Source organism: Devosia sp. J20-27, from assembly GCF_055808595.1.
Genome location: NZ_CM147875.1, coordinates 3,780,506 through 3,799,897, shown reverse-complemented (window position 1 = coordinate 3,799,897; position 19,392 = coordinate 3,780,506). Strand labels below are relative to the sequence as shown.

Genomic DNA, 19,392 nt, shown 5'->3' with positions numbered 1-19,392 from the left:
GCGATAGATGAGTGGCGGAGTCATATTTAAATTTCCGCCCCTCGGTGCCAGCAAGCCTTTCGCCAGCCAGCATTTTTTGAACGCATCCGTGGCGTGGCTACGGAGCAGAACCGACTGGAGAAAGACTATGGGGCACGTGGCACGTCTGGCCACAACGCTGCTTGGCGGCGTTGCGCTGGGAGTACTGGCGGGGGGCGCGGCCAGCGCACAATCGGCCAATGCCAACACCAAATTCGTCACCCTGCTGGAACGCCTGGTGATCGGCTCGGGTGCCGCCAAGGTGGCGATCGATACGCCCCAGGCGGTGACCGTGGTCGACCAGAAAGACATTGACGACAAGCAGGCCGCAACCACGGGCGAGATCTTCAAGGACGTTCCCGGCGTCACCCTGGTCGGTTCGGAACGGCCGCTGGGCGAAAGCTTCAACATCCGCGGCATCGGCGCGGCCGAAACCTCCGGCGACGAGTCGCGCATCATCATCACCGTGGACGGCGCCAAGAAGTTCTACGAACAGTACCGCATGGGCTCGTTCTTCTCCGATCCCGAACTCTACAAGCAGGTCGAGGTGCTGCGCGGCCCGGCGTCCTCGACGCTCTACGGCTCGGGCGCCTTTGGCGGCGTCGTCAACTTCACCACCAAGGATGCGGCCGACTTCATCGCGGACGGCAAGACCGGCGCGCTGCGTCTCAAGCAGAACTACAGCAGCAACGGCAACGGCACGCTGACCTCGGCCATCCTGGCACATCGGCTCAACGAGACCTTCGAAGTGCTGGCCGCCGGCAATTTCCGCCGCTCGGACCTGCAGGCCCTGGCCAATGGCGGCACGCTGCAGGGCTCGGAGTTCCAGGCGTGGTCGGGGCTGCTCAAGGGCACCATGCATCTCGACGACGAGCAGGTGGTGCGCGTTTCGTACCAGCGCTGGGACAACGACGCGGACAACCAGTATTACGCCCAGACCGGGACCGCCGACTTCGGCACCGTCGACCGCCATGTCGTCGACCAGACCACCATCGTCTCCTATGAGAACCCGGACTCCGCCAATGACATGCTCGACCTCAAGGTCCAGCTCTCCTACTCCGATACCGCCGTTGAACAGGAAAATGCCACCTTGGTGGCTCCCGGGTTCAATATCTTGAACGCCGACTACGGCTACAAGACTGTTCAACTCAATGCGCAGAATACGTCGACCTTCACCGGTGAGAACTGGGTCAATTATCTCACTTATGGCGTGCAGGTGAGTAACCAGGACCGCGTGGCCACTCCGAGCACCGGCACCATCATCACGACGCACCCCGAAGGCACCTCGACCAACCTGGGTGTCTTCGCCCAGTCCGAGCACACCATCGACGAGAAGCTGACGCTGATCGGCGGGGCGCGGCTCGACTTCGCGCACCTCGCGCCAAGCGCGAGCTTTACTGTCACCACCCCCAGTGACGATGTCGCTTTTTCGCCCAAGGTCGCCGCGCTTTACCGCTTCAACGACAACTTCAACATCTTCGGCTCGGCCGCGCATACCGAGCGCATGCCGACGCTGGACGAGATGTTCCAGTATTCGGGTACCCGCACGTCGAACCTGAACCTGCAGAAGGAATACTCGGATAACGTCGAAGCCGGCTTCGGGCTCTCGGGCTACGACCTGCTGACCCAGGGCGACACGGTGGGCATCAAGACCACGGCCTTCGTCAACAACATCACTGATGGCATCCGGTCCAACCCGGTCACCGCCAACGCGCCCTATTTCGTCAACATCGCCGGCATGCGGCTCTGGGGTCTCGAGGTCGAGGGCTCCTACGAGTCCGAGGTGGCCTTTGCGCGCCTGGCCTATACGCTGACGCGCGGCGAATACACGCAGAGCTTTGCGGCCAGCAGCGCCACCAACGCCCGCAATGCCGGCGACCCGCTGGACGGGCTGCCGCAGGACAAGGTGGTGCTGACGCTTGGCGGACGCCTGCCTGACCAGTACCTCGAATACGGCGCCCGGCTGACCGTCGCGGCCAATCCGATCACCTATGTCGAGACGTCGCCGGCCACCGGCAAGCCGGACGGCTGGGCGTCGGTCGATCTCTTCGCCAGCTGGAAGCCGCAGGATGGCCCGCTGGCCGGCCTCGAGGCCCAGCTGGGTGTCGATAATGTCTTCGACACCGACTATCGCGAGAACCTGTCGATGGACCGCTCGAAGGGCCGGACCTTCAAGGTGACGCTCGCCAAGCAGTTCGACTACTGACCTCCAGAGTCGCGCAAATGCGGGGGCGGTCTGCGGCAGCAGGCCGCCCCTGCAGATTCCGGACTGGTTTGTGACAGTCGATTGTGCTGCAACGCCACTTGGGAAAATCACACGGGGGCGCGCGATGACATCTGAGAAAGACCTGCGGAGCACGTTGTTGAGCCTGGCATCATCGAAGATGACGCCGAAGGACCTGCTCAAGGCCACCAGGAAGGCTCACCCCAAGGCGACCAAGAAGGAAATCGTGCACGCGGCATTCGCCTCGCTGATCGCCGTCGCCGACCAGGACATCGACACCGCCCTGGCGCTGCAGGATTTCGCCATTCGCGAGCGCGGCGACGACTAGACCACCAGTTCCAGCCGGTCGGCTGGAAAGCGCGTCAGGGCATACTGGATCGGCACGGCATCGGCATCGATGTCGACGATCTCGGTGACCAGCATGACCGTGCCCGGCACCAGCCGGGCATCGCGCACTTCCTCGGGCGTGGCATAGCGCGCCGAGATGCGGGTGGAGTGCCGCGAGTAGTCGGCGACGCCGAGGCGCGCCAGGCTCTGGGTGATCGACTGCGTTTCGGCATAGATCGACTCGATCTGCCCGAAGCGCTGGTAGGGGAACCAGCTGGTGCCGCGCGACAGCGGCCGGCCATCGGCAAATGACAGCGTCTCCAGCCGGATCACCCGTGCCCCCGGCTTGATCGCAAGGCCGCGCGCCACATTGGCACTGGCGGCCTCGTGGCGCGACGACAGCAGGTCGCCATGCGTGTCCCGCGCCTGACCGGCCAGCCCCTCGGAAAACCGCGTCCGCTTGCCGATACGGTAGGAGAGGCGCCGTGCTTCGTTGACGAAGGTGCCGCGTCCCTGTTCGGCCCGCACCACGCCTTCCTCGGCCAGCACGGCCAGCGCCCGGCGCACCGTATGCCGGTTGGCATCGAAGCGCGCTGCCAGTGCTGCCTCGGTGGGCAGTTGCTCGTCCCGCGCCAGCTTGCCGCCGATGATGTCGAGCCGGATATCGTCGGCGATCCGCCGCCACAGGGCAACGCCGCCGCGTTCGTCTGACTTTGTCATTGCAAATTCATACCCAGGGCGTAAGAGCGAAACAGCAGAACAAGTTGTCTACTAAATTAGACAAATTGAGGCAAACATGTCGACCGCACAATCCGCTCGCAAGGCGAGTATCGATACCCTCTCGGTCGCTGCGCCGGCGGAGCTGGAAAAGCTCTGGAAAGCACTGGCCGTGACGCCCGAGTACCGGCTGGTTCGCGGCCCCGAGACCGGGCTGGTGATGATCCGCGGCCGGGCAGGGGGCGGCGGCAAGCCGTTCAACCTCGGCGAAGCCACGGTGACGCGCGCCACGGTGCGGCTCGCCAGCGGCGAGATCGGCCACTCATATGCGCTTGGCCGCGATGGCGAGAAGGCGGTGCGGGCGGCATTGCTCGACGCGCTCTGGCAGCGCGAGCCGGACCGGATCGAGGCCCAGGTGCTGGAACCCCTGCGCCAGACGCGGACCGCCGCCGACGCTGCCATGCGCCGCGAGACCGCTGCCACCCGCGTCAATTTCTTCACCATGGTGCGAGGCGACGACTGATGACCGAGGCACTCTCGATTGAAGGCGGTTTCGCCGATCCGGTGCTGGCCGGCCAGCGTGGCTTCAAGGCGGTGATGGATGCACTGGCGCGCCCCGGCACGATCCAGCAACTGCCGGCCGAGGCAGTTCCACCCGCGCCGATGCCGCAGGGGCTGGCCGAGATCGCACTGACGCTCTGCGACCACGACTCGCCGGTCTATCTCGACGGCCTGCTGTCGGCCGCGGGCGCCGTTGCCGACTGGCTCCGCTTCCACACCGGTGCGCCACTGGTGGAAAGCGTCGCGGAGGCCGATTTTGTCTTCGTCACGTCTCAGGAACAGTTGCCGAAACTTTCTGTTTTTTCGCTCGGGACGGACGAATATCCGGACCGCTCTGCCACAATTTGCCTCGCCGTTTCGTCGCTCGATGGCGGTCCCGCGCTGACCTTGCGCGGACCCGGGATCAAGGACGTCACCACTATAAGCCCGCTCGGACTGCCCGGGGATTTCCTTGCGCAGTGGAGCGACAATCGCGCCCGGTTTCCGCGCGGCGTCGACCTGTTGCTGGTGGCGCCCGAGGGCCTTGTCGGGCTGCCGCGCAGCACCCGCATTTCTGCCGGAGGCCAGTAGACATGTATGTTGCCGTCAAGGGTGGCGAGGCCGCCATTGCCAATGCCCACAGACTGCTCGCCGATCGCCGGCGCGGCGACCGCGCGGTCCCGGCGCTGCGGATTGACCAGATCGTTCAACAGCTTGGGCTGGCCGTCGACCGGGCGATGGGCGAGGGCTCGCTCTATGACAAGGAGCTGGCGGCGCTCGCCATCGTGCAGGCGCGCGGCGATCTGATCGAGGCGATCTTCCTCGTTCGCGCCTATCGCACCACGCTGCCGCGCTTCGGCTACTCGACCCCGATCGACACCGGCACGATGCTGATCGAGCGGCGTATTTCAGCCACCTTCAAGGACCTGCCGGGCGGCCAGGTGCTCGGCCCGACGTTCGACTATACGCATCGCCTGCTCGACCCCAGCCTGCTCGAGGGGCTGACCGAAGCGCCCGAGTCAGCCGTCAGCGACGACGAAAATACGCCGCGTGTCACTGACCTGCTCAATGGCGAGGGCTTGATTGAGCCAGATTTCGGCCACGTTGATGAAGCCGATATGAACGACGCCATCGGCGATCTGACGCGCGAGCCGCTGGAGTTCCCGCTGGACCGCGATCTGCGCCTGCAGGCACTGGCGCGCGGCGACGAGGGTTTCCTGCTCTCGCTCGCCTATTCCACCCAGCGCGGCTATGCCCGCTCGCACCCCTTTGTCGGTGAAATCCGTATCGGCGAGGTCGAGGTGGAGCTCGACATTCCCGAGCTCGGCTTTCCGGTGTCGCTCGGTCGCATCAAGGTGACCGAGTGCCAGATGGTCAACCAGTTCAAGGGCAGCGCCAAGGTGCCGCCGCAGTTCACCCGCGGCTACGGCCTCGCCTTCGGCCAGGCCGAGCGCAAGGCGATGTCGATGTCGCTGGTGGATCGGGCATTGCGGGCCCGCGAGTTCGGCGAGGATTTGAAGGGCATCGCCCAGGACGAGGAATTCGTCATCAGCCATTGCGACAACGTGCAGGCCACCGGCTTTGTCGAGCACCTGAAGCTGCCGCATTATGTCGACTTCCAGGCCGAGCTCGATCTCGTGCGGCGGATGCGCGGCGAGTACGAGGCGGCGCAAGCAGAAGACGACGATCGCCTGGTAGCCACCGGCGCGCCCGACGCTCCGGCAGACACCCTCCCCCTTGCGGGGAGGGTTGGGGAGGGGGGTGACGCACTCTCCGTGCCCACCGCTCCCCCCCACCCATCCTCCCCCGCAAGGGGGGAGGTGCCGGCCGGTGGACCAGGCAAGACCGAGCCAGCTTCCCAGGAGGCAGCGGAATGAGCGGGTCGCGGACTGCGGGGGTGCCTCTCGCTTCAACCTCGTTGCGCGCGGCTCTCTCGCCTCCCTCCATCCCTCCCCCCAGGGGGGAGGGATGGAGGGAGGGGGTGGCTCAGTGCGACGCCGATGGACCCCCACCCCCGGCCCCTCCCCTCAAGGGGGAGGGGAGTTCGGGCGCCGGTTGAGGTGTCGCTGGTGCAGACGGATGCAATACACGGCCTCTTCAACGTCCTCGCGTTCGGTGTTTTCGCCTCCCTCCCCCTTGAGGGGAGGGATTGAGGGAGGGGGTGGTTCAGTGTGTCGCCGATGGACCCCCACCCCCAGCCCCTCCCCGCAAGGGGGAGGGGAGTGCGAGCGCCGGTTGAGGTGTCGTTGTTGCAATAGGTCTCAGTTCACCCGCGCCCAATTCGAGAGGTATCCGCTGTGACCGCCCCGACCTACAATTTTGCCTATCTCGACGAGCAGACCAAGCGGATGATCCGGCGGGCGATCCTCAAGGCGATTGCCATTCCCGGCTATCAGGTGCCGTTTGCCAGCCGCGAGATGCCGATGCCCTATGGCTGGGGCACCGGCGGGGTGCAGGTGACGGCGGCGATCATCGGGCCGGACGACGTGCTCAAGGTCATCGACCAGGGCGCCGACGACACCACCAATGCGGTGTCGATCCGGGCCTTCTTTGCCAAGGTGGCCAATGTCGCGGTGACCACGCACACCGCCGACGCCAGCATCATCCAGACCCGGCACCGCATTCCCGAAAAGCCGCTGCACGAGGGGCAGGTGCTGGTCTACCAGGTGCCGATCCCCGAGCCCTTGCGCTTCCTCGAACCGCGCGAGACCGAAACGCGCAAGATGCATGCGCTGGAGGAATACGGGCTGATGCACGTCAAGCTCTACGAGGACATCGCGCGGCACGGCCGCATTGCCACGACCTATGCCTATCCGGTCAAGGTCGAGGGCCGCTACGTCATGGACCCCTCGCCGACGCCGAAATTCGACAACCCCAAGATGCACATGTCCGAGGCGCTGCAGCTGTTCGGGGCAGGGCGCGAAAAGCGCATCTACGCGGTGCCGCCCTACACCGAAGTGGTCAGCCTCGATTTCGAGGACCACCCGTTCGAGATCCAGCAGTTCGAGCAGCCCTGCGCGCTCTGTGGCGCCGAGGGCGTCTATCTCGACGAGGTCATCCTCGATGACCAGGGCGGGCACATGTTCGTCTGCTCCGACACCGACAATTGCGAGGACCGCCGCGCCGACGGGCATCGTGGCGCGCTGGCGGGACATCCGCTGGAGGCGGCGGAATGATGATCGCTCCTGAGCATCGGCATGCCCCCTCCACCACCCTCCGGGTGGTCCCCCTCCCCCGCTTCGCAGGGGAGGATCATGGAGAGATCGCGCCACAGCTGATCCTCACCCGCGAAACGGGGGAGGGGGACCATGCGGAGCATGGTGGAGGGGGCGTAGCGTCTGCCTCGAGCCTCTCTTCCACGCACTCCGGTGTTAGCGCCTTCCTCCCCCTTGAGGGGAGGGATCGAGGGTGGGGGTGGTGCGGTGGCACGCCGATGGACCCCCAGCCCCAGCCCCTCCCCTCAAGGGGGAAGGGAGCGACAGCGACAGCGCGGAGCAATGCAAATGACTGACGAACCCCTTCTTCGCGTCACCAACCTCTCCAAGACCTATGGCAGCCGCATTGGCTGCGCCGACGTGTCGTTCGAGCTCTGGCCCGGCGAAGTGCTGGCGGTGGTGGGCGAGAGCGGTTCGGGCAAGACGACGCTGCTCAACTGCCTGTCCACCCGGCTCGAGCCGAGCGGCGGCCGGGCCGAGTACCGGATGCGTGACGAGAGCTGGCGCAATCTCTACGAGCTCAGCGAGGCCGAGCGTCGCTTCCTGATGCGGACCGACTGGGGTTTTGTGCATCAGAACCCGGCCGACGGGCTGCGCATGGCGGTGTCGGCCGGCGCCAATGTCGGCGAGCGCATGATGGCCGTGGGCGACCGGCACTACGGCCATATCCGCTCCACCGCCATCGAATGGCTCGGGCGCGTCGAGATTGCCGAGGACCGCGTCGACGACGAGCCGCGCAGCTTTTCCGGCGGCATGCGGCAGCGGCTGCAGATCGCCCGCAATCTCGTCACCAATCCGCGGCTGGTGTTCATGGACGAGCCGACCGGTGGCCTCGACGTCTCGGTGCAGGCGCGGCTGCTCGACCTGCTGCGCGGGCTGGTCGCCGATCTGGGGCTGGCGGCCATCGTCGTCACTCATGATCTCGCCGTGGCGCGGCTGCTGAGCCACCGCATGATGGTGATGAAGGACGGCAAGGTGATCGAACAGGGCCTGACCGACCGCGTGCTCGACGACCCGCGCGAACCCTATACGCAGCTGCTCGTCAGCTCGATTTTGCAGGTGTAGAGCGGTGGCCCTCCATCACCCTCATCCGGCCTTCGGCCACCTTCTCCCATCAAGGGAGAAGGCGTGCGCTGAACTCTCCGTGGTCGCCTTCTCCCCTCGTGGGAGAAGGTGCCCGACAGGGCGGATGAGGGGGAGTTCGGTCGTCCCTAAAAGGTACGGGTCATGACAATCCGCATCGCCGGTGCCCAGACGCCGGAGTTCCGCAACGAAGTCGCCGCTGCCCTCGACTGGGCGGAGAGCGTCGCCGACGCGGCAGTGGCCGAAGGCGCGGCGCTGCTCTGCTTCCCCGAGGGATACTTGCAGGGTTACCTGACAGATACTCTGGCACATAGCGTGGCGATGGAGTTGGACTCTGCTGAGTTCAAGGTCATCGCGGCCCACCTGTCGCGTCCCGGCCTCACCATCGTACTCGGCCTTGTCGAGCGGGATGGCGACGCGATCTACAATACGGCCGCAGTCATCGCGGAGGGCGGGCTCATCGGCCGCTATCGCAAGGTCAACCTGCTCGAAGGCGAGCGCCTCTTCACGGCTGGCGCGGAAAGTCCGACCTTCGACGTCGGCGGACTGCGCTTCGGCATCAACATCTGTTTCGATACCAATTTCCCGCCGGCTGCCAAGCAGCTGCGCGAGGCTGGCGCATCGTTGATCGTCCGCCCCGCCAACAACATGATGCCTGCCGATCGCGCCGAGATCTGGAAGGACCGGCACAACGCGGCGCGTGGCGAGCGCTGCCGCGAGACTGGCCTGTGGCTGATCTCTGCTGATGTCACCGGCACCCGCGACGGCCGCGTCGCCTGGGGGCCGACGGCGATACTCAATCCCGCCGGCGAAGTGGTGGCGCAACTGCCGCTCGATGCGCCCGGCCTGCTACTTTTCGATCTGCCTCACGAGGTTCACGAATGACCACGCTCCTCTCCGTCTCCGATGTCGAAAAATCCTTCACCATGCATCTGCGCGACGGCATTGTGCTGCCGGTGGTGGAGCATGTGAATTTTGAGGTGGTGGCGGGCGAATGCGTGGTGCTCGGCGGGCCATCGGGGGCCGGCAAAAGTTCGCTGCTCAAGATGGTCTATGGCAATTACGGCGTCGACGGCGGCGCCATCCGGCTGCTGCATCATGGCGACTGGGTCGACCTGGCGACAGCCAGCCCCCGCACCGTCATCGGCCTGCGCCGCGACACCATCGGTTATGTCAGCCAGTTCCTGCGCACCGTGCCGCGCGTCTCGACGCTCGACGTGGTGGCCGAGCCGCTGGTCAGCCGCGGCATAGAGCGCGAAGCGGCACGGGGCCGGGCGGCGGCACTGCTGGCCCGCCTCAACCTGCCCGAGCGGCTGTGGTCACTGCCGCCGGCGACGTTTTCGGGCGGCGAGCAGCAGCGGGTCAACATCGCGCGCGGCTTCATCACCGACCATCCGGTGCTGCTCTGCGACGAGCCGACCGCCTCGCTCGATGCCACCAACCGCGCCGTGGTGGTCGAGATGATCGCTGAAAAGAAAGCCGCGGGGACGGCGCTGCTCGGCATTTTTCATGACGAGGAGGTGCGCGCCCAGGTGGCCGACCGCGTCGTCGACGTCACCGCCTTCGCACCCCGGCAGGCCGCATGAAACTCTCCGAGACGCCGCTCATCCATCCCACCGCCAGCGTCACCGACGCCGTGCTCGGCAAATATACCGAGGTCGGCGCCGGCTGCCATGTCGCCCATGCCAGCCTCGGCGACTATTCCTATTGCGTCGAGAACACCCAGATCGCCTATGCCAGTATCGGCAAGTTTTCCAACATTGCTGCCCATGTGCGCATCTATGCCAGCATGCACCCGCAGCAGCGCGCCTCGCTGCACCACTTCACCTACCGCTCGAGCTGGTATTTTGACGACGCCGAGGACGACCAGAGCTTCTTCGACTGGCGCGCCGCGACCCCGATTTCGATAGGCCACGACACCTGGATCGGTCATGGCGCCATCGTCATGCCCGGCATCCGCATCGGCACCGGCGCCATCATCGGCTCGGGCGCCGTGGTGACCAGGGACGTCGCCGACTTCGCCATTGCCGTCGGGGTGCCGGCGAGAACCATCAAGCAGCGCTTCCCCGACGCCATCGCGGCGCGGCTGCTGGAGCTCGCCTGGTGGGACTGGGACCACGCCCGCCTGCGCGGCGCGCTCGAGGATTTCCGCACGCTCGAGATCGAGGCCTTTCTGGAGAAGTACGAGTAGGGGTGAGTCTGCGCGGGGCATGTGCGCGTTGCCCAGAGCCTCGTCCCTGATCACCCCCACGCTCCGTCATCCTCGGGCTTGACCCGAGGAACCAGTCTGGTCTGGCCGGTGACTGGGGAGGGATGGGTCCTCGGGTCGAGCCCGAGGATGACGGTGGTGGGGGTGGGGCTGTGCCAGGCTAGACGAGGTCGGACTGCGCCTTGGCGGTCAGTTCGATGCCCAGTGCCTTCATCACCGCGATCGTAGTCTTGACGGTTGGATTGCCGTTCTCGCTGAAGGACCGGTAGAGCTGCTCGCGCGACAGCCCGGTTTCCCGCGAAATCTGCGTCATGCCTCTGGCGCGGGCCACGACACCAAGCGCATGTGCGATGTAGGCCGCGTCTTCAGTCTTGAAGGCCTTCTCCATGAACACCGTGACGGCCTCGGCCGATCCCAGGTCTTCCGCTGGATCATAAGTCGTCAGCTTCTCGTTCATCAGCCTGTCCATGTGCCAGCAAGTTGCCGCGCCGCCTTGATGTCTCTTGCCTGCGAACTCTTGTCGCCCCCGCACAGCAGGACAACGATCGTATCGCCGCGCTTCTGGAAATAGACCTCGACGTCGCCCATATGCCCCAGCGCAACCGATCAAGCCGGGAGGCAATGATCGCCCGGGCCCGGACGTCCTTGAGCGCAGACCGCCACTTCCGGAACGTCTCGGTCTGTCTGAGCTCGAGCATGTGTAGTTTATAGACGACGATTAGCCCGGTGGCAAGGGTATGCCGGTGACTGGGGAGGGCTGGGTCCTCGGGTCGGGCCCGAGGATGACGGTGCGGGGGATAGGGCGTGGCGAACGCGACAATGCCCTCAACGATTTACGCAATGGTTTGGGGACGCACCGGGTCGTGCCATGCGCATCGCAGCGCATAACGCTGCCGTCTCAAAGGCTTGCGCCGGAGACGCAGCGGCTTTTCCACTGTCACAGACCCGTCATCCAATCTTCACACGCAGGTCGCGCAACCGACTTAACTCTTGATCCCGTCGATCACGGACGGGGGACGGTCCATGCTGAAGATTTCCGGGGTGTCACGACGCTTCGGCGCCAAGACTGCGGTTGATGGCGTCACGCTTGAAATCCCCGCCGGCCAGATGGTCGGCATTATCGGGCGCTCCGGCGCCGGCAAGTCGACACTGTTGCGCATGGTCAACCGGCTGACCGATGTTTCGGATGGCGCGATCCACTTCGATGGCGTGCAGGTGTCGGCGTTGCGCGGCAGGGAGCTGCGCAGCTGGCAGCGCGACTGCGCCATGATCTTCCAGCAGTTCAACCTGGTGCCGCGGCTCGACGTGATCACCAATGTGATGTTCGGCCGCCTCAACCAGCGCTCGACCCTGCGCACGGTGCTCAACCTGTTCCAGCGCGACGACATCTACGCCGCCATCGACATTCTGGAGCGCCTTGGCATTTCCGAGCATGGCGCCAAGCGTGCCGAGGCGCTGTCGGGCGGCCAGCAGCAGCGCGTCGGCATCGCCCGGGCGCTGATGCAGGACCCGCGCATCATTCTGGCGGACGAGCCGATCGCCTCCCTCGATCCGATGAACGCCCAGGTCGTCATGGACACGCTGCGGCGCATCCATGACGAGGACGGACGCATGGTCATCTGCAACCTGCACACGCTCGATACCGCCCGCCGCTATTGCGACCGGGTCATCGGGATGCGCGCCGGCCGCATCGTCTTCGACGGCAAGGCCGAGGAACTGACCACCAGCGTGGCGCGCGAAATCTACGGCGCCGACGCCGATTTCTCGGAGGAGGCCACCTCCACGAGCATCGAATCCCTCAGCCGCATCAGCGGCTTCAGCAAACCAGACGTCGCACTGGCAGTTTGACGACACCGCCCCGTTTTCGGGGTTTCCCCTATCGGAGAGTTGAAATGAAGAAGCTTGTTGCAGCGCTGCTGCTCACGTCGACGATGGTCGTCCCGGCCTTCGCCCAGGATATCACCGAATTCCGCATCGGCATCCTCGGCGGCGAGAACGCCCAGGACCGCCTGACCTCGAACGAATGCGTCCGCGCCTACACCGAGGAACTGCTTGGCGTCCCCACCAAGATCTTCACGCCCGCCGACTATGACGGCGTCATCCAGGGCCTGCTCGGCGGCACCATCGACATGGCCTGGCTCGGCGCCTCGGCCTATGCCAAGACCTACATCACCGATCCGGAAGCGGTCGACGTCGTGCTGGTCAAGACCAATCTCGACGGCTCGTTTGCCTATCACTCGATCGGTTTCGCCCGCGCCGACTCCGGCATCAAGTCGCTGGCCGACATGAAGGGCAGGGTGTTCGGCTTCGGTGATCCGAACTCGACTTCGGGCTACCTCATCCCCTCCGTCGAAATCCCCAAGGAAATCGGCGCCACCATGGAAAGCGGCGACTATTTCGGCGAAGTCCGCTTCACCGGCGGTCACGAGCAGACCATCGTTGCCGTCAACAACGGCGATGTCGATGGCGGCGTCACCTGGGCCGACGGCCAGGGCGACTGGGCCGACGGCTACAATTCCGGCGCGCTGCGCAAGGCCGTGGACTCGGGCCTGGTCGACATGAACGACCTGGTGGAAATCTGGAAGTCCAAGCCGATCCCGGAAGGCCCCATCGTGCTGCGCCGCGCACTGCCCGACGACGTCAAGACCAAGATGGTCGAGTTCCTGTCCGGCCTGCATGCCAAGGACAAGCAGTGCGCCTACAACATGGCCGCTGGCGACACGGCCGGTTTCGCGCCGATCACCCATGACGCCTACCAGACCATGATCGACCTGCGCCTGTCGCAGGAGAACTAAGGTCGGCTCAAACGAGCCAGGGCCGGGCACCGTGATGGTGCCCGGCCATTATTTGTACGGGGCCGACACACAATGTCCGAAACCTCCGCCAGCCTGCCGCGTCCACCCGGTATCCGCGGCAGCTATGTCGAAGACCTGCAGCGCCGGCGGCTCTATTCGGGTCTGCTGGTGGCGATCTTCGCGCTGCTGCTTGTCTCCGGCTTCATGCTGGCCGACGAGCGCAATGCCGGTGGTTTCTGGGACGGCCTGCCCAGGCTTTTCGATTTTCCCACCGAGCTGATCGCCGAGGCGTTCGAGAAATCGGCCAACCTGCCCGGCCACCTGGTCAAGTATTTCCCCTCGCTGGTCGAGACCATCAATATCGCCGCCGCCTCGACCCTGGTTGGCGGGCTGCTGGCGGTACTGATCTCGTTGCTGGCGACGCGCGGCCTGGCCCGCTGGCCGTTGCTGATCCCGGTGTTCCGCCGGATCATGGATATCAGCCGCGCCGTGCCCGAGGTGGTGGTGGCGCTGGTGCTGATCTTTGTGCTGGGTGGCGGGCCGGTTGCGGCCATGATTGCCATTGCCTTTCACACCACCGGTGCGCTGGGCAAGCTCTTCTCCGAGGTCAACGAGAATGCCGATCTCCGGCCCGTTGAGGGCCTGGCATCGGTCGGTTCGACCTGGCTGCAGCGCATGTGGTTTGCCGTGGTGCCACAAGTGGCGCCGAACTTTCTCAGCTACGCGCTGCTGCGCTTCGAGATCAATATCCGCGCCTCCGCCATCCTCGGCTTCGTCGGCTCGGGCGGCATCGGCTACGACCTGCGCAATGCCCTGAGCTGGGGCAAGGGCCGCTATGACGAAGTCGCCGCCATCTTCCTGCTGCTGCTGGTCACCATCATCGTCGTCGACCAGCTCTCGAGCCTTTACCGCAATCGCCTTGTGCGGGGGAACTGAGCATGACCGCTGCACAGAGCACTGCGACCGAAACCGTCTTCGACCTGCGCGCCGCCGCCGTCAGCCATTTTGGCCGCAAGCGCCTCGTCAGCATCGGCATCCCGCTGCTGATCCTCGCCTATCTCGGCTACATCTTCATCAGCTTCGACATTGCCGGCATTGCCGAGCGGGCGCGGCCGGAGAATGCCCGCATCCTGCTGGCCGATGCCTACAGCTTCAAGACCCATGTCACCCGCGACAACCGCTCGGGTGAGATCAGTGTCGCCATCGAAGGCGAGAACAAGGGCAGCTATGCCCAGGGCGTGGCCCCCGACTGGGTGACGCTCTACGGCACCGATGCCGATGTTGCGCTGGAGGACGGCACCAAGGTGCAGTTCCGCGGCGAGACGGTAACCGTCGACGCTCCTCACTACGGGCTGGTGACCATTGCCGCCGTCGATGGCGCCATCAAGCTGACGCTGCCGAGCGCCGGGACGCCCGACTGGATCAGCGCCTCGAACACCCGTGTCTCGCTGGTCATGCCGTCGGGCCGCGTGCAGGTGACGCGCTCGAAATCGGAAGTGTTCCGCTACGAGACCGGCTGGGAGCTGTTCTTTTTCACTCTCGACAGCCCGTTCTACGGCAAGAGCTTCGGCGAACTTGTCGCGCTCGCCGTATCCGGCAATGAACTGGTGGCCGGGCAGCCCAACATCGTCGCCATGGCCAGCGAGTTCTGGAACAACCGCATGTGGCGGCATGGCGATGTCGCGTGGGCCTTGTTCGAAACGGTGCTCATGGCTTTTCTCGGCACGTTCGGTGCGGGTCTCGTCGCCCTGCCGCTGGCCTTCTTTGCCGCGTCGAACTTCTCGCCGGCGCGAACCTTGCGCTTCGCCCTGCGGCGCGTCTTCGACGTGCTGCGCGGCGTCGACGGCCTCATCTGGACCATCATCCTGTCGCGCGCCTTCGGTCCGGGACCGCTGACCGGGGCGCTGGCTATCCTGCTCACCGACACCGGTACCTTCGGCAAGCTGTTCTCCGAGGCGCTGGAAAATGTCGACGACAAGCAGATCGAGGGCGTCCGCTCGACCGGCGCCAATGCCCTGCAGCGGCACCGCTTCGGCGTCATGCCGCAGATCGTGCCGGTGCTGCTCAGCCAGTTGCTCTACTACTTCGAGTCCAATACCCGGTCGGCAACGGTGATCGGCGCCATCGTCGGCGGTGGTATCGGGCTGCTGCTGACCCAGGCCATTGCCACGCAGAAAGACTGGGAAGAGGTGACCTACTACATCATTCTCATCGTGCTGATGGTCATGGCCATGGACGCCCTGTCGGGCTGGGCCCGCCGCAAGCTGATCAAGGGCGACGAGGCGCGTCACTGACGAACCGGTCAGGGCGGCGCTCGGGCCTGATCGGCACGTTGCACTGGCCAGGCGCGTCGTCTTCCTGTCACAGAGTGCCGCTAGAGCCCCGAACCCGCATCTGGAGATTTCACACTTGGCTGCCGAACAGGTCCTGAGCAACGCCCGCATTGTCCTTGCCGATCGCATCCTTGAGGGCCACCTCGTGCTGCGCGACGGGCTGATCGCCGAGATCGGCGACGGCAGGGCCACCGGCGAGGACCTCGAGGGCGATTTTCTGCTGCCCGGTCTGGTCGAGCTGCACACCGACCATATGGAGGGCCACTACGCGCCGCGCCCCGGCGTGCGCTGGAACGCGCTGGCCTCGGTGCAGGCCCATGACTCCCAGGTCGCCGCCTCGGGCATCACCACCGTGCTCGATGCGCTGCGCGTCGGCCTCAATACCGATGACGGCATGACGGCGGAGGATTTCCGGACGCTGGGCGAAGCCATCCACCTGGGCATGAATTCCGGGCGGCTGCGGGCCGAGCATCACATCCACCTGCGTTGCGAGGTGGCAGCGCCGAACTGCCTCGAAAGCTTCCTGCCGTTCGAGGGCGACAGCCGGGTGCGGCTGATCTCGCTGATGGATCACTCTCCCGGCCAGCGCCAGTTCGCCTCGATGGACGCCTACCGGAACTACTACCAGAAGAAGAAACGCCTGTCGGATGCCGAGTTCGAGCTGTTCGCCGAAACGCGCACCCGCGAGTCGGCGGAGTTCGCGGCGCCCAACCGAGATGTCATCTCCCGCCGTGCCGCCGAACTGGGCATCGTGCTGGCCAGCCACGACGACGCCACGGTCGAGCAGGTCGCCGACGCCCGCGCCCTCGGCATCCGCATTGCCGAATTTCCCACCAGCCTCGAAGCGGCCCGCGCCTCGCGTGACGGCAACATGGCGATCCTGATGGGCGCCCCCAATGTGGTACGCGGCGGCTCGCATTCAGGCAATGTCTCGGCTCGCGAACTGGCAGCCGAGGGGCTGCTCGACATCCTCTCGTCCGACTATGTGCCGTTCAGTCTGATGCAGGCGATCTTCGCCTTCGACGACATCATCGAGCTGCCCGCCGCCGTCGCCATGGTGACGCGCCACCCCGCCGAAGCCGCCGGCTTCACCGACCGCGGCGTCATCGCCGCCGGCAAGCGCGCCGACCTGGTGCGGGTCAATGCCGAACTCGGCCTGCCGATGGTGCGGACGGTGTGGCGCGAGGGGCTGCGGGTCATCTAGAGGCCGTCCCCCTCTCTTGCCGCGACGAAGGCCCTCGCGGGCCCAAGTCTCGCTTTCTCTCCCTCAAGGGGGGAGAGGTCCCGACTGAGAGATATCGGCTTTCGAACCCTCTCTCCCCTTGCGGGAGAGACGCGAGACTTGCGAACGCAGTGAGTTCGTCGCAGCAGAGAGGGGAGACTTGCCCCCAAACACTCACGTCCCGCGGGGTTTGGCGCGGCTGGTGGCGGCCGATCGCGCCGGGTCGTCGGGCCAGAAGTGCCGGGGATAGCGACCGCGCAGGTCCTTGGCGACGTCCGTCCAGCTGCCGGCCCAGAAACCGGGCAGGTCGCGCGTCGTCTGGATCGGGCGATGGGCCGGCGACAGCAGCACCAGCAGCAGCGGGATCTTGCCGCCGCCCACTGCCGGGTGTGCCTTGAGCCCGAACAGCTCCTGCACCCGCACTTCCAGCGCGGGACCGTTTTCGGCGGCGTAGTCGATCGGCAGGTGCGAGCCGGACGGCGCATGGAAATGGCTGGGCAGCAGTTTTTCGATCTCGGCCCGTTGCGACCATGGCAGCAGGGTGGCGAGCGCGGCGTCCAGGTGGTTGCCCGACACCTCGCTCAGCGCCGAAACGCCCATGGCGGCGATCCAGCCGGGCTGCGCCAGCCCCGCATCGGAGAGATCGGGCCAGTCGCCACCAATATGCTGGTGCAGATAGGTCGAGCGCGCCCGCAGCGCCTTCTGGTCCTTCGACCAGGGCAGGGCAGCGACATTGCCCGTCATGTGCTCGGCAAAGAGGGCGGCTGCCTGCGCCACATCGGTGATTTTGGACGGCGCATCGCCGAGCCGCAAGGCGCCGAGGGATTTGACCTGTCGCGCCCGTACCGATTTCGAGCCGGCATCGAAGCTCAGCGTCTCCGCGTCGGTGATCTGGCCGGAAAAGAGCTCCTCGATAGTCGCGCGGTCGATCTCGGCGGCGGCGCGGATGCGGCCATTGGCGGCCGAGCCGGTGACGTCGGCGACAACGAGATAGGGCGCTCGTGCCAGCGCGTCCGTTTCGTCGACGGCGGCACCACGGCCATTGGCCAGCCGGAAGCGGCCGCGCGCCCCGGCTGCCTGCGCCACCCGGTCCGGATAGGCGCGGGCCAGATGCCGCCCGACGTCTTCGGAACGTCCGGAGGCGCCGCCGGCGAGCTTTGCCCAGCGTTGCGCCAGCTTGCGGGCCTCGTCGGCGCGCGGACCGCGTTCCGAGCGGAAGCGCGACAGCCGGTGCGCGATATCCGTGCCATCGCCGCCCAGTCCGCGTTCCGAGAGCAGCACGGCCAGTTCGGCGGCGGTCGTGGCGTCGCCCTCTGCGGCGGCGCGGTGCACCATATGGGCGAGGCGGGGATGCAGCGGCAGGCGGGCCAGCGCCTGACCTTCCGCGGTGATGCGGCCACCGGCATCGAGCGCTTCGAGCGAGACGAGGAGGTTGACGGCTTCGGTCCAGGCCGGTCCCGGCGGCGGATCGAGGAAGCGCAGCGCCCCGGGGTCGCTGACCCCCCAGCTGGCAAGATCGAGCGCCAGACCGGAGAGATCGGCGCCGAGGATCTCCGGCGTATCGAAGGCGGCGAGGGCGGCGGTCTGGCCCTCGCTCCAGAGGCGATAGCAGATGCCGGGCTCGGTGCGTCCGGCGCGGCCGCGACGCTGGTCGGCGCTGGCGCGCGAGACGCGGCGGGTCTCCAGCGTCGTCAGTCCGGTGGCGGGCTCATAGGCGGGGACGCGGGCAAAGCCGCTGTCGACGACGATGCGGACGCCCTCGATGGTCAGCGAGGTTTCGGCAATCGAGGTCGCCAGCACCACCTTGCGGCGGCCGGGCGGGGCCGGGGCGATGGCCCGGTCCTGCTCCTGCGGCGAGAGCTGGCCATAGAGCGGGGCAATCTCGACATCGGCCGGCAGGCGGTCGGCCAGATGCGCGGCAGTGCGCCGGATTTCGGCCTGGCCGGGCAGGAAGACCAGCACCGAGCCGGGATCGCTGCGCAGGGCTTCGAGCACCGCAGACGCCACCTGCTCCTCGAGCTTGCGCAGCGGATCGCGGTCGAGATGCCGGGTGTCGACGGGAAACGCGCGGCCGAGGCTTTCGATCACCGGCGCGCCGTCGAGCAGCCGCGCGACCCGGGCGCCATCGATGGTGGCCGACATCACCAGCACGCGCAGGTCCTCGCGCAGCGCCGCGGCGTCGAGCGCCAAGGCCAGCCCCAGATCACCATCGAGGCTGCGTTCATGGAACTCGTCAAAGATCACCGCTGCGACGCCGGAAAGCTCCGGATCGTCCAGCAGCATGCGGGTGAAGACGCCCTCGGTGACCACCTCGATGCGCGTCGCCTTGCTGACTTTCGCGTCCAGCCGCACCCGGTAACCGACCCGGTCGCCGACGGCCTCACCGAGGCTCCCGGCCATGCGCCGGGCGGCGGCGCGGGCGGCCAGCCGGCGCGGTTCGAGCATGATGATGCGGCCATCGCCGCGCCAGGTCGCCTCCAGCAGCGCCAGCGGCACGCGGGTCGTCTTGCCGGCGCCGGGCGGCGCCACGAGGACAGCAAACGGCCCGGCTGCCAGCGCCGCCAGCAGACCGGGCAGGGCATCGTCAATCGGCAAGACATCAGCGAAGGGCGTCACTGTCGCGTCATCCTCATTTCATTGCCCTGTCATTTGAAACCTGTTGCCATACTGCAATTGTCATCCAAAAGTCGTATTTGAACCGCTGCCTCC

18 protein-coding genes and 1 pseudogene are annotated in these 19,392 nt (G+C 66.3%); 15 read left to right on the top strand and 4 right to left on the bottom strand.

All coding sequences use genetic code 11. The features are described from left to right. Positions 1-127: 127 nt before the first annotated feature. Together AC0L4C_RS18840 and AC0L4C_RS18835 are read left to right on the top strand one after the other, a co-directional pair. Positions 128-2,224 carry a TonB-dependent receptor domain-containing protein gene (locus AC0L4C_RS18840; RefSeq protein WP_473401274.1) on the top strand — a complete coding sequence of 699 codons (2,097 nt, stop codon included), beginning with the start codon at positions 128-130 and terminating at the stop codon, positions 2,222-2,224. A 157-nt stretch (positions 2,225-2,381) separates the two neighbouring features. Continuing rightward, on the top strand, positions 2,382-2,570 hold the full coding sequence (locus tag AC0L4C_RS18835; protein WP_473401273.1) for a hypothetical protein: 189 nt from the start codon (positions 2,382-2,384) through the stop codon (positions 2,568-2,570). On the opposite strand, the gene phnF is transcribed toward AC0L4C_RS18835, so the two are convergent. Next, complete coding sequence (gene phnF, locus AC0L4C_RS18830) at positions 2,567-3,289, bottom strand: phosphonate metabolism transcriptional regulator PhnF (protein ID WP_473401272.1); 723 nt, start codon at positions 3,287-3,289, stop codon at positions 2,567-2,569. The two genes, AC0L4C_RS18835 and phnF, sit on opposite strands and share 4 nt — an antisense overlap. Before the next feature lie 76 nt (positions 3,290-3,365). Between phnF and phnG the strand changes: the two genes are divergently transcribed. The 8 genes and pseudogenes from phnG to AC0L4C_RS18790 all read left to right on the top strand — a co-directional run bounded on the left by phnG (position 3,366) and on the right by AC0L4C_RS18790 (position 10,315). Further along, a complete protein-coding gene (phnG, locus tag AC0L4C_RS18825; protein WP_473401271.1) occupies positions 3,366-3,809 on the top strand; it encodes a phosphonate C-P lyase system protein PhnG in 444 nt (147 codons plus the stop codon). After that, positions 3,809-4,417: a phosphonate C-P lyase system protein PhnH gene (gene phnH / locus AC0L4C_RS18820; RefSeq protein WP_473401270.1), complete on the top strand. Its 609-nt coding sequence runs from the start codon at positions 3,809-3,811 to the stop codon at positions 4,415-4,417. Before phnG ends, phnH begins: the two co-directional genes overlap by 1 nt. Positions 4,418-4,419: 2 nt before the next feature. Further along, positions 4,420-5,511, top strand: a pseudogene (locus AC0L4C_RS18815) (carbon-phosphorus lyase complex subunit); the annotation flags it as partial. A gap of 612 nt (positions 5,512-6,123) precedes the next feature. After that, positions 6,124-7,002 carry an alpha-D-ribose 1-methylphosphonate 5-phosphate C-P-lyase PhnJ gene (locus tag AC0L4C_RS18810; RefSeq protein ID WP_473401269.1) on the top strand — a complete coding sequence of 293 codons (879 nt, stop codon included), beginning with the start codon at positions 6,124-6,126 and terminating at the stop codon, positions 7,000-7,002. Between the two features lie 327 nt (positions 7,003-7,329). Further along, entirely contained in the window at positions 7,330-8,106 is a 777-nt protein-coding gene (phnK, locus tag AC0L4C_RS18805) for a phosphonate C-P lyase system protein PhnK (protein ID WP_473401268.1), read from the top strand. Positions 8,107-8,268: 162 nt separating this feature from the next. Then, positions 8,269-9,009: a carbon-nitrogen hydrolase family protein gene (locus AC0L4C_RS18800; RefSeq protein WP_473401267.1), complete on the top strand. Its 741-nt coding sequence runs from the start codon at positions 8,269-8,271 to the stop codon at positions 9,007-9,009. Next, positions 9,006-9,710 (top strand): phosphonate C-P lyase system protein PhnL, encoded by a 705-nt coding sequence (phnL, locus tag AC0L4C_RS18795; RefSeq protein WP_473401266.1) that lies wholly within the window; start codon positions 9,006-9,008, stop codon positions 9,708-9,710. The genes AC0L4C_RS18800 and phnL overlap by 4 nt, the downstream gene beginning before the upstream one ends. Further along, positions 9,707-10,315: a DapH/DapD/GlmU-related protein gene (locus tag AC0L4C_RS18790; RefSeq protein ID WP_473401265.1), complete on the top strand. Its 609-nt coding sequence runs from the start codon at positions 9,707-9,709 to the stop codon at positions 10,313-10,315. Before phnL ends, AC0L4C_RS18790 begins: the two co-directional genes overlap by 4 nt. Before the next feature lie 178 nt (positions 10,316-10,493). Here AC0L4C_RS18790 and AC0L4C_RS18785 read toward each other — a convergent pair whose 3' ends face one another. Continuing rightward, the gene (locus AC0L4C_RS18785; RefSeq protein ID WP_473401264.1) at positions 10,494-10,790 is read right to left on the bottom strand and encodes an addiction module antidote protein; all 297 of its coding nucleotides are present in this window, start codon (positions 10,788-10,790) and stop codon (positions 10,494-10,496) included. Then, positions 10,790-10,921, bottom strand: a complete 132-nt coding sequence (locus AC0L4C_RS18780) for a hypothetical protein (protein ID WP_473401263.1) — start codon at positions 10,919-10,921, stop codon at positions 10,790-10,792. Before AC0L4C_RS18780 ends, AC0L4C_RS18785 begins: the two co-directional genes overlap by 1 nt. A 435-nt stretch (positions 10,922-11,356) precedes the next feature. Here AC0L4C_RS18780 and phnC point away from each other — a divergent pair, with 435 nt between their 5' ends. From phnC to AC0L4C_RS18755, 5 genes are all read left to right on the top strand, one after another. After that, the gene (gene phnC, locus AC0L4C_RS18775; protein WP_473401262.1) at positions 11,357-12,181 is read left to right on the top strand and encodes a phosphonate ABC transporter ATP-binding protein; all 825 of its coding nucleotides are present in this window, start codon (positions 11,357-11,359) and stop codon (positions 12,179-12,181) included. 44 nt (positions 12,182-12,225) lie between these two features. Beyond that, positions 12,226-13,128: a phosphonate ABC transporter substrate-binding protein gene (phnD, locus tag AC0L4C_RS18770; protein ID WP_473401261.1), complete on the top strand. Its 903-nt coding sequence runs from the start codon at positions 12,226-12,228 to the stop codon at positions 13,126-13,128. Between the two features lie 72 nt (positions 13,129-13,200). After that, positions 13,201-14,064, top strand: coding sequence for a phosphonate ABC transporter, permease protein PhnE (phnE, locus tag AC0L4C_RS18765; RefSeq protein ID WP_473401260.1), 864 nt, complete (start codon positions 13,201-13,203; stop codon positions 14,062-14,064). Between the two features lie 2 nt (positions 14,065-14,066). Then, the gene (phnE, locus tag AC0L4C_RS18760; RefSeq protein ID WP_473401259.1) at positions 14,067-15,422 is read left to right on the top strand and encodes a phosphonate ABC transporter, permease protein PhnE; all 1,356 of its coding nucleotides are present in this window, start codon (positions 14,067-14,069) and stop codon (positions 15,420-15,422) included. 115 nt (positions 15,423-15,537) lie between these two features. Continuing rightward, positions 15,538-16,665 (top strand): alpha-D-ribose 1-methylphosphonate 5-triphosphate diphosphatase, encoded by a 1,128-nt coding sequence (locus tag AC0L4C_RS18755; protein ID WP_473401258.1) that lies wholly within the window; start codon positions 15,538-15,540, stop codon positions 16,663-16,665. Positions 16,666-16,857: 192 nt separating this feature from the next. On the opposite strand, the gene hrpB is transcribed toward AC0L4C_RS18755, so the two are convergent. Continuing rightward, positions 16,858-19,299 (bottom strand): ATP-dependent helicase HrpB, encoded by a 2,442-nt coding sequence (gene hrpB / locus AC0L4C_RS18750; protein ID WP_473401257.1) that lies wholly within the window; start codon positions 19,297-19,299, stop codon positions 16,858-16,860. Positions 19,300-19,392 lie beyond the last annotated feature (93 nt).

What these genes read in the sequence shown, in the direction of transcription:
- AC0L4C_RS18840 (WP_473401274.1), top strand. Translation starts at nt 128, where the DNA reads ATGGGGCACGTGGCACGTCTGGCCACAACGCTGCTTGGCGGCGTTGCG.
- phnF (WP_473401272.1), bottom strand. Translation starts at nt 3,289, where the DNA reads ATGACAAAGTCAGACGAACGCGGCGGCGTTGCCCTGTGGCGGCGGATC.
- phnG (WP_473401271.1), top strand. Translation starts at nt 3,366, where the DNA reads ATGTCGACCGCACAATCCGCTCGCAAGGCGAGTATCGATACCCTCTCG.
- phnH (WP_473401270.1), top strand. Translation starts at nt 3,809, where the DNA reads ATGACCGAGGCACTCTCGATTGAAGGCGGTTTCGCCGATCCGGTGCTG.
- phnK (WP_473401268.1), top strand. Translation starts at nt 7,330, where the DNA reads ATGACTGACGAACCCCTTCTTCGCGTCACCAACCTCTCCAAGACCTAT.
- AC0L4C_RS18800 (WP_473401267.1), top strand. Translation starts at nt 8,269, where the DNA reads ATGACAATCCGCATCGCCGGTGCCCAGACGCCGGAGTTCCGCAACGAA.
- phnL (WP_473401266.1), top strand. Translation starts at nt 9,006, where the DNA reads ATGACCACGCTCCTCTCCGTCTCCGATGTCGAAAAATCCTTCACCATG.
- AC0L4C_RS18790 (WP_473401265.1), top strand. Translation starts at nt 9,707, where the DNA reads ATGAAACTCTCCGAGACGCCGCTCATCCATCCCACCGCCAGCGTCACC.
- AC0L4C_RS18785 (WP_473401264.1), bottom strand. Translation starts at nt 10,790, where the DNA reads ATGAACGAGAAGCTGACGACTTATGATCCAGCGGAAGACCTGGGATCG.
- AC0L4C_RS18780 (WP_473401263.1), bottom strand. Translation starts at nt 10,921, where the DNA reads ATGGGCGACGTCGAGGTCTATTTCCAGAAGCGCGGCGATACGATCGTT.
- phnC (WP_473401262.1), top strand. Translation starts at nt 11,357, where the DNA reads ATGCTGAAGATTTCCGGGGTGTCACGACGCTTCGGCGCCAAGACTGCG.
- phnD (WP_473401261.1), top strand. Translation starts at nt 12,226, where the DNA reads ATGAAGAAGCTTGTTGCAGCGCTGCTGCTCACGTCGACGATGGTCGTC.
- phnE (WP_473401260.1), top strand. Translation starts at nt 13,201, where the DNA reads ATGTCCGAAACCTCCGCCAGCCTGCCGCGTCCACCCGGTATCCGCGGC.
- phnE (WP_473401259.1), top strand. Translation starts at nt 14,067, where the DNA reads ATGACCGCTGCACAGAGCACTGCGACCGAAACCGTCTTCGACCTGCGC.